Source organism: Micromonospora sp. S4605, assembly GCF_003176715.1.
Taxonomy (GTDB): domain Bacteria; phylum Actinomycetota; class Actinomycetes; order Mycobacteriales; family Micromonosporaceae; genus Micromonospora; species Micromonospora echinaurantiaca.
The window spans coordinates 1-7,502 of the sequence record NZ_QGSW01000398.1; the positions used below are offsets into that span (position 1 = coordinate 1).

Below are 7,502 nucleotides of genomic sequence, written 5' to 3' on the forward strand. Positions count from 1 at the left end.
GGGCGGGACCGTAGCGGCGGCCCGGCCCGGCCCGGCCGCCGGTGGCGCCTGGTCACCGGCCGAGCCGGCGGGCCGTGCCGGGACCGCGGCCGGCGACGCCGCGACGGAGGCGGAGAGCGCCCCGTCGGTGGACGAGCTGCCCGGGTTGCGGGCGCAGGCCGAGGAGCTGACCGAACTGCTCGACCTCGGCTTCCACCACCGGGAGGTGCTCGGCCGGCTGGGCACCACGGTCTCGCTCGGGGTGCTGCTCAGCGGGCCGGCCGGCTCGGGCAAGTCGGCGCTGGTGCGCGCGGTGGCCGCCCGGGTCGGCGCCCGGGTCTGCCCGCTCTGGGCCCCGGAGGTGGCCGCGCTGACCAACCAGGCCGCCGCCGAGCGGCTGCGCGCCGCCGCCGTCGAGGTACGCGCGGCCGGCCCGGCGGTGCTGCTGGTCACCGACGTGGAGGCGCTCGCCCCGGCCGACGAGCCGGGCCCGGTGGCCACCGTGTTCCGCCAGGTGCTCGCCGAGACCGTCCGGGCCGGGGCGGCGGTGGTCTGCACCACCGGCCGCCCCGAGGCGGTCGACCCGGCGCTGCGCGCGCCGGACCTGCTCTCGCTGCGGATCACCGTCCCGCTGCCGGATCCGGCGCTGCGCCGCGAGCAGTTGACAGTGCTGACCCGGCAGGTGCCGCTGGCCGACGACGTCCGGCTGGACGAGGTCGCCGGGCGTACCCCCGGGTTCGTCGCCGCCGACCTGGCCGCGCTGGTCCGCGAGGCCGGGATCCGGGCGGCGCTGCGGCAGAAGTCGGCCGAGACGCCGACGGTGGCGATGGCCGACTTCACCGCCGCGCTGGAGGTGGTCCGGCCGACCACGATGGCGGCGTCCACGCTGGAGCTGGCCACGGTGACCCTGGACGACGTGGGCGACCTGGTCGAGGTGAAGGAGCGGCTCACCGAGTCGGTGCTCTGGCCGCTGACCTACCCGGACACCTTCGCCCGGCTGGGCGTGCAGCCGCCGCGCGGCGTGCTGCTCTACGGGCCGCCCGGCTGCGGCAAGACCTACCTGGTCACCGCGCTGGCCGGGTCGGGGCGGGCGAACGTGCTCTCGATCAAGGGCGCGGAGCTGCTCTCCAAGTGGGTCGGCGAGAGCGAGCGGGCGGTCCGCGAGCTGTTCCGCCGGGCCCGGGAGGCGGCGCCCACGCTGGTCTTCCTGGACGAGGTGGACGCGCTGGCCCCGGTACGCGGCCAGGCCACCGACGGGGGCACCACCGACCGGGTGGTGGCCGCCCTGCTCACCGAGCTGGACGGGGTGGAGGCGCTGCGCAACGTGGTGGTGGTCGGCGCGACCAACCGGCCGGACCTGGTCGACCCGGCGCTGCTGCGTCCCGGGCGGCTGGAACGGCTGGTCTACGTGCCGCCGCCGGACGGGCCGGCCCGGGCCGAGATCCTGCGGGCCGCCGCCCGCAACGTGCCGCTGGATGCGGAGGTGGACCTGGCCGGGCTGGGCGAGGAGCTGGCCGGGTTCTCGGCGGCGGACTGCGCGGCGCTGGTGCGGGAGGCGGCGCTGGCCGCGATGCGGGAGTCGCTGACCGCCTCCACGGTCACCGCCGCGCACGTCGCGGCGGCGCGCGCCCGGGTCCGCCCGTCGCTGGACCCGGCCCAGGTCGCCTGGCTCGCCGCGTACGCCGAGCAGCGGGCCGGCTGACCGCCCGGCGGGACCGGCCGGCCCGACGTCGAAGGAAAACTTCGCAGAGACAGCACGGGCCGTAGACAATTTTTGGAACGCTGCCTATCGTCACTCCTCATCCATAGAGATATCTCCATTGGTCGATCTAAGGAGTGGCAGTGAGCGTTCGATCTCGCGTACCACGACCTCGGCGCCTGCTCGGCGCCGTGCTGGTCGCCGCCCTCGGCCTGGCCGGCGCGGTCGGCTCGGCCGCCGCACCGGCCGCCGCCCGGGCGGCGTCGACGCCCGGCGCCCTGACCGCCGCCTTCGACGGCGCGGCCGCCCGCTACGACGTCCCCCGCGACCTGCTCGTGGCCCTCGGCCAGGCCGAGACCCGGCTGGACGGGCACGCCGGCGAGCCCAGCGCGTCCGGCGGATACGGCGTCATGCACCTGGTGAGCAACCCCCGGGTGCACACCCTGGAGGAGGCGGCCCGGCTGACCGGGCTGGGTCTCCCGGCGTTGCGCACCGACCCGGCCGCGAACATCACCGGCGCGGCGGCGGTGCTGCGGTCCTACGCCGACCAGGCCGGCCTCGGCCGGGCCGAGCGCGCCAACGTCGACCGCTGGTACGAACCGATCGCCCGGTACGGCGGCGCGAGCGACCCGGCGGTCGCCCGGCTCTACGCCGACGCCGTCTACGACCTGCTGCGGACCGGCTTCACCGCTGGCGCCGAGGCGGCGGTGACCGTCGCCGGCCGCCCGGTCGCGCCGCACCGGGGAGCCCTCGGCCAGGCGTCGCCGACCGGCGGCGTCGGCACGCTGAGCACCGACTACGGGCCGGCCGCGTGGGCGCCGGCCAGCACCAGCAACTACACAGTGGCCAGCCGGCCCACCAGCCACCCGGTCAGGTACGTCGTCATCCACGTGACCCAGGGCTCCTACGCCGGTTCGATCAGCTGGTTCCAGAACCCGGCCGCCAAGGTCAGCGCGCACTACACGTTCCGGTCCTCGGACGGGGCGGTCACCCAGTCCGTCCGGGAGAAGGACATCGCCTGGCACGCCGGCAACTGGACCTACAACACCCAGTCCATCGGCATCGAGCACGAGGGGTACGTGGACAACCCCAGCTGGTTCACCGACGCGATGTACCGGGCCTCGGCGGCGCTCACCCGCAACCTCACCAGCAGGTACGGCATCCCGCGGGACCGGACGCACATCATCGGCCACCGCGAGGTGCCCGGCGCCACCCACACCGACCCCGGCCCCAACTGGAACTGGACCTACTACCTGCAGCTGGTCAACGGGGTCACCGGCATCGGCTCCGGCACGGTGGAGACCGGCGGGTCGAGCCTCAACGTCCGCTCCGGTCCCGGCACCGGCTACGCCGTCGTCGGCTCGGTGGCCGACGGGGCCGGCGTCAGCATCTACTGCCAGGCCACCGGCACCACGGTCACCGGCACCTACGGCACCAGCAACGTCTGGAACCGGATCGGCACCAACCGCTACATCTCGGACGCCTACGTGCTGACCGGCCACGACGGCTTCATCCCCGGCGTGCCGCGCTGCTGACGCGCCGGTCGTCGCGGCGCCGGTCCGCCGGCCGCCGAGGGCGTACGGGCCGACGCACAAGCGCCCGTCCCGAGTCGGGACGGGCGCTTCAGCGTGCTGCGTTGTCGATCAGGCGCGCTCGGCCACCTGGGCGACGAAGGCCCGCCAGGCCGCCGGGGCGAAGGTCAGCGCAGGCCCGTCGGGGTCCTTGGAATCACGGACCGCCACCACGCCGGGAAGGTTGCCGGCGACCTCGACGCAGGCCCCACCGTTGTTCCCGCTTCTCGTGCTCTTGCGCCACTGAGCGCCGGTCACGTCCATGACTCTGCCGCTTTCCGAATGAGGTCCAGGGATTGCGCTCGCGGTAGGGCCTCCCCGCTGATCCGTGCCCACCGCCGGTCAAGGGTAGCAATTTCCGCGTTCTGTTCGATGATCTGCGCCTGCGCCTGACCGTCGACATGCGCCACCCGCGAACCTTCGGGCAACTCCGCGAGGATGAACGCCCCGCCGAGGCCCGGATACATGCCTACCCCCACCGGCACGACGTGAACCTGCACAGACGGCAGGTTCGCGCACCGCGCCAGGTGGTCGCACTGCTCACGCATCATCGCGCGATCGTCGCCAATCGTGCGGCGCAGTACGCCTTCGTCGATGATCGCGATAAGCAACGGCGGGCGTTCCCGCTTCAGAACGCCCTGCCGCCCGAGGCGGGCCGAGACGAGTTGGTCCACCTCACCGGCGGTCAACGCCTCCCCGGCGAGAGTCGCCCGCGCGTACGCCTCGGTCTGCAGAAGGCCCGGCACCCAGGCCAGTTCGAACCAGCGCAGCGCGACCGCCTCGCGTTCGATGTCCGCCCACGGCCGGAACCATGCCGGCTCTCGTCGCTTCAGGACATCCGGCCACAGTTCCGCTACGTCCCGGCCCAAAATCTTCGCGACCTGGGCACGATGTCGTGTCTGCGGGATCCGTCCCGGGTTTGCCCACCGCGCGGCCGTCTTCGGATCCACACCGGTCTGAGCTACGAGGCTGTCCGCCGTCTCACCCTTTTCTGTCATCGCCTCGACTACGGCATGGTTCATGTCCCGTCCTCTCCGGAACGTCCTGAACATCTTGAAGCCATAGTGCAACGCAGTGTGATCGGACCACAACGGTTGCGAGGGTGGCGTCAGACGGCGCGGCCGGTGGAGGCGACCCGAGGGCCCGGTGGTCGTGCCAGTCGCGGGCCGCCTCGGCCGACCGTCCGGGGCGGCCCCTCCACACCAGTGAAGGAGGTTCCCGGTGCGACTCCGATTCTGGCGCCGCAAGCCCACCCAGCGACTCCCCCGCCAGTGGCCGCCGAACGAGCGGCCGACCTGGGCGACCCAGCCGACGCAGGTCCTCCCGACCACCGACCCGGGCCGGGCCGGGAACCTCACCCGGGGCCAGCGGTGGCGCGCGAACGGAGGGCACTGGTGAGCTTGATCGTCGGCCACGTCATCCGGGTGCCCGAGGACGCGTACCGGTTCGGCAGCGGTCCGCTGACGCTGCACATCTCCGAGGTCGTCAGCCGCGGCCCCTTCGAGGGCGCGGAGTGGGCCGAGCTGAAGGGCCGTGAGGTCCGCCCGGACGGCTCGATCGCCGTCCGCGAGCGGTACGCGTTCGTCCGGGTGGACCGGGTGACGAACGTCCAGGTGACAGCGGGGTGAGCCGCCGCGCCCAGCACCTGCCGTCCCGCCCCACCTGGCGCTGCGCCGCCTGCGGCATCGCCTGGCCCTGCTCCCCAGCGAAGCTGCGCCTGCTCGGCGAGTACCGGCACGACCGGGCCGCCCTGCTGGTCTACCTGGCCACCCTCCAGGCCGAGGCCGCCGGCCAACTCGCCGCGCTCGACCGGCACGCGCAGCCGGTCGGCCTGTCGGAGCGCTTCACCGGCTGGGCGCGCGCCCGGTAGCCCGCCGCCCGGGCGTACGGCGTGGCGGGCCGGTCAGTCGGTGGGCAGCAGCGGGCCGAGCGGGCCGAGGTCGAGGTTGAGGTCCTCCGGGGCCAGCCCGAAGTACTCGCGCAGCTCGGCCATCTGCTCCTCCAGCGCCATCAGCGTCACGCCGATCCGCTCGACCTGTTCCTCGGTGAGGTCGCCCAGGTCGACCCGGCGCAGCGCCTGGCGTTCCACCAGCTGCCGGAGCAGCTCGATCACGGTGAGCACCAGACTGGCCAGTCCCCGCTCGACGGAGTCCCGGTCGACGGCGAGCCGACGGTCCAGCGGAGTGACCCGGGGCTGCTGCCACTGCTGCGACTCGCCCAGCGCCGCGGCCAGTTCGGCCGCCTCGTCCCGGCTGTCGGTGGCCCGGCGGGCCAGGCCGCGACCGGCGTCCTCGCCGCCGGTCATGGCGCCTCCACGACCGGCCCGACAGCCTCGCTCGCCACCGCGTCCCGCAGCTCGGGCGGGGCGAGCGCGCCCACCGAGGCGACCAGCGCACGCAGCGAGACCCGGACCAGGTCCACGTCGGCGATCGCGATGGTGATGTCACCGCTGATCACCACGCCGGTGGCGAGCACCCGGTCGAGCAGGTCGACCAGGGCCACCGGCCGGTAGGCCAGCGGGTCGTCGGCACTGTTCGGCGCGAGCGCGGTGGTCACCATGCCGGCCCCCGGGCGTCGTCCGATCGGGCGCGGGGTCCGGTCAGCACGCCGGCTCCCGGACGGTCAGCGCCGGGCCGGCCGGGCGCTCCTCGGCGAAGGAGTACGGCGGCCACGGGCCGGTCAGCTCCAGCCGCAGCTCCGGGTGCCGCTCACCGAGCGCGGCGACCAGGGCGGTGAAGCCGGCCAGCCGGGCGCTCTCCACCAGGTACGCGCCGTTGAGCACCATCGGGGTGGGCGCGCCGGAGAGCCGGCGGTCCTGCGGGGCGTGCCGGCGGGCGGCGACCGCGTACCCGGCCAGCGTGTCGTGCACCGCCGCTGCGGCCTCGGCGGCGATCCGTTGCCCCTGCTCGCGGGCGGTCAGCTGGGCCCGCCGCCGGCGCAGGTACGCCGCACCGGCGCCGCCCGTGCCGGCGTCCTCGCTCGCCCGGGGCAGCGCGCCCGGCACCTGGTAGCCCTTGACGCCCCACTCGCCGCGACCGGTGAGCCGGTCCAGCAGGCCGGTCAGCTCAGCCTGCCGGCCGGTCAGCTGGCCGGCCACCCGGGCGTCATCGTGGTGCACGGTGGCCAGCCGGGCGGGCACCACCGGCCCCCGGCGGGCCAGCGCGTCGACCACCGCGTGATGCGCCCGGGCGGCCCGTTCCAGCCAGGCCAGGTCCTCCAGGTTGCGGCGTAGCGCCTGCTCGCCGTACTCGGTCAGCGGGGCGGTGCTGACCACGGCCGACAGGCCGGCGGCGCGCACCGCGCGGACCGGCGTGCCGGTCATTCCCGGGATGGCGGCGAGCACCGCCGGATCGACGTCGCGGACCACGCCGTGCAGCCAGACGCCGGTGCCGACCTCGGGTCGGCCGGCGTCGGCGGCCAGGTCAGGCGTCGAACTCATCGAACTCCTCCCTCCGGGCGGCCCGCCGGGCCACCCGGGGCCGGCGTTCCGCCTCGACCTGCTCCGGATCCCGGGGGCCCGGCTCCACCGGCGGGCGGGCTCGCGAGCTGAGCCAGGGATCGTGCTCCCACCAGTCGATGCCGATCTGCCGGGCGGTGTCGACCGAGGCGATCACCAGTCGCAGCTTGAGGGTGAGCAGCTCGATGTCGAGCAGGCTGACCCGGATGTCGCCGGCGATCACGATGCCCCGGTCCAGCACGCGTTCCAGGATGTCGCCGAGGTTGGCCGGCTCGTGGCCGGCGGGCAGCACCTGCCCCGAGTTCTGCACCACGGACGGGGGTTGCATGCTCATCTCAGCCCACCTCGCCCTTTCCGCGCTGGTAGCGCCGCACCCGCCGGTAGCCGAGCAGGCCGCCCTCCAGGTCGAGTTCCACCTCGTACAGGCCGAGCAGGTCGGTGGAGGCGGGGATCCGGTGGTCCTCGACCACCTCCACGCCGACCAGCCAGCCGTCCCGGACGGACTTCAGCGAGGTGGTCCCCACCGCGTCCCGGCCGGTCAACTCGACGACCTGCCGGAGCCCCTCCCGGGCGGCCTCGGCCGCCGAGATCGGCTCGACGTACTCCTCCTCGTCCTCGTACTCGTCGTACTCGTCCTCGTCGTACGGCTGCTCGGCCGGCTCGTTCCTACCGGCCCGGCCGCCGCCGCGGCTCTGCTCCGCCACCGCGCGCACCTCCCTCGCCGCCATCGCGCGGCGCGCCCGGCCCGGCGCGCCGCACCCGTTCCACCACCGGGCGGGCCCGCCCGTTCCCGCGC

At 74.9% G+C, this 7,502-nt stretch carries 12 protein-coding genes; 5 read left to right on the forward strand and 7 right to left on the reverse strand.

The genetic code is table 11. From position 1 onward, the window contains the following. Both DLJ47_RS31865 and DLJ47_RS37320 read left to right on the forward strand, forming a co-directional pair. On the forward strand, positions 1-1,681 hold a 1,681-nt coding region (locus DLJ47_RS31865; RefSeq protein ID WP_233258133.1), incomplete at its 5' end, for an AAA family ATPase. A 140-nt stretch (positions 1,682-1,821) separates the two neighbouring features. Next, entirely contained in the window at positions 1,822-3,213 is a 1,392-nt protein-coding gene (locus tag DLJ47_RS37320) for an N-acetylmuramoyl-L-alanine amidase (protein WP_233258134.1), read from the forward strand. A 108-nt stretch (positions 3,214-3,321) separates the two neighbouring features. Here the strand turns inward: DLJ47_RS37320 and DLJ47_RS31875 are convergent, their stop codons facing one another. Together DLJ47_RS31875 and DLJ47_RS31880 are read right to left on the reverse strand one after the other, a co-directional pair. Next, positions 3,322-3,513 (reverse strand): DUF397 domain-containing protein, encoded by a 192-nt coding sequence (locus DLJ47_RS31875; RefSeq protein ID WP_109905643.1) that lies wholly within the window; start codon positions 3,511-3,513, stop codon positions 3,322-3,324. Beyond that, the gene (locus DLJ47_RS31880) at positions 3,504-4,271 is read right to left on the reverse strand and encodes a DUF5753 domain-containing protein (RefSeq protein WP_109905659.1); all 768 of its coding nucleotides are present in this window, start codon (positions 4,269-4,271) and stop codon (positions 3,504-3,506) included. Before DLJ47_RS31880 ends, DLJ47_RS31875 begins: the two co-directional genes overlap by 10 nt. A gap of 199 nt (positions 4,272-4,470) precedes the next feature. On the opposite strand from DLJ47_RS31880, the gene DLJ47_RS36040 reads away from it, so the two are divergent. Genes DLJ47_RS36040 through DLJ47_RS31890 form a run of 3 tightly spaced genes read left to right on the forward strand, consistent with a single transcriptional unit; the run spans position 4,471 to position 5,119 of the window. Beyond that, entirely contained in the window at positions 4,471-4,647 is a 177-nt protein-coding gene (locus DLJ47_RS36040; protein WP_158289920.1) for a hypothetical protein, read from the forward strand. Continuing rightward, positions 4,644-4,877, forward strand: coding sequence for a hypothetical protein (locus tag DLJ47_RS31885; RefSeq protein ID WP_109905645.1), 234 nt, complete (start codon positions 4,644-4,646; stop codon positions 4,875-4,877). The genes DLJ47_RS36040 and DLJ47_RS31885 overlap by 4 nt, the downstream gene beginning before the upstream one ends. Beyond that, positions 4,874-5,119: a flavin reductase gene (locus DLJ47_RS31890; protein ID WP_109905647.1), complete on the forward strand. Its 246-nt coding sequence runs from the start codon at positions 4,874-4,876 to the stop codon at positions 5,117-5,119. Before DLJ47_RS31885 ends, DLJ47_RS31890 begins: the two co-directional genes overlap by 4 nt. Positions 5,120-5,152: 33 nt before the next feature. Here the strand turns inward: DLJ47_RS31890 and DLJ47_RS31895 are convergent, their stop codons facing one another. The 5 genes from DLJ47_RS31895 to DLJ47_RS31915 form a co-directional block, all read right to left on the reverse strand. Then, on the reverse strand, positions 5,153-5,554 hold the full coding sequence (locus DLJ47_RS31895) for a gas vesicle protein K (protein WP_109905649.1): 402 nt from the start codon (positions 5,552-5,554) through the stop codon (positions 5,153-5,155). After that, positions 5,551-5,808 (reverse strand): gas vesicle protein, encoded by a 258-nt coding sequence (locus DLJ47_RS31900; protein ID WP_109905651.1) that lies wholly within the window; start codon positions 5,806-5,808, stop codon positions 5,551-5,553. The genes DLJ47_RS31895 and DLJ47_RS31900 overlap by 4 nt, the downstream gene beginning before the upstream one ends. Before the next feature lie 40 nt (positions 5,809-5,848). Further along, a complete protein-coding gene (locus DLJ47_RS31905; RefSeq protein ID WP_109905653.1) occupies positions 5,849-6,688 on the reverse strand; it encodes a GvpL/GvpF family gas vesicle protein in 840 nt (279 codons plus the stop codon). Beyond that, a complete protein-coding gene (gvpJ, locus tag DLJ47_RS31910) occupies positions 6,672-7,040 on the reverse strand; it encodes a gas vesicle protein GvpJ (RefSeq protein ID WP_088996295.1) in 369 nt (122 codons plus the stop codon). The genes DLJ47_RS31905 and gvpJ overlap by 17 nt, the downstream gene beginning before the upstream one ends. 1 nt (position 7,041) lies before the next feature. Next, a partial coding sequence (locus DLJ47_RS31915) for a gas vesicle protein GvpO (protein WP_233258135.1) occupies positions 7,042-7,502 on the reverse strand: 461 nt, incomplete at its 5' end.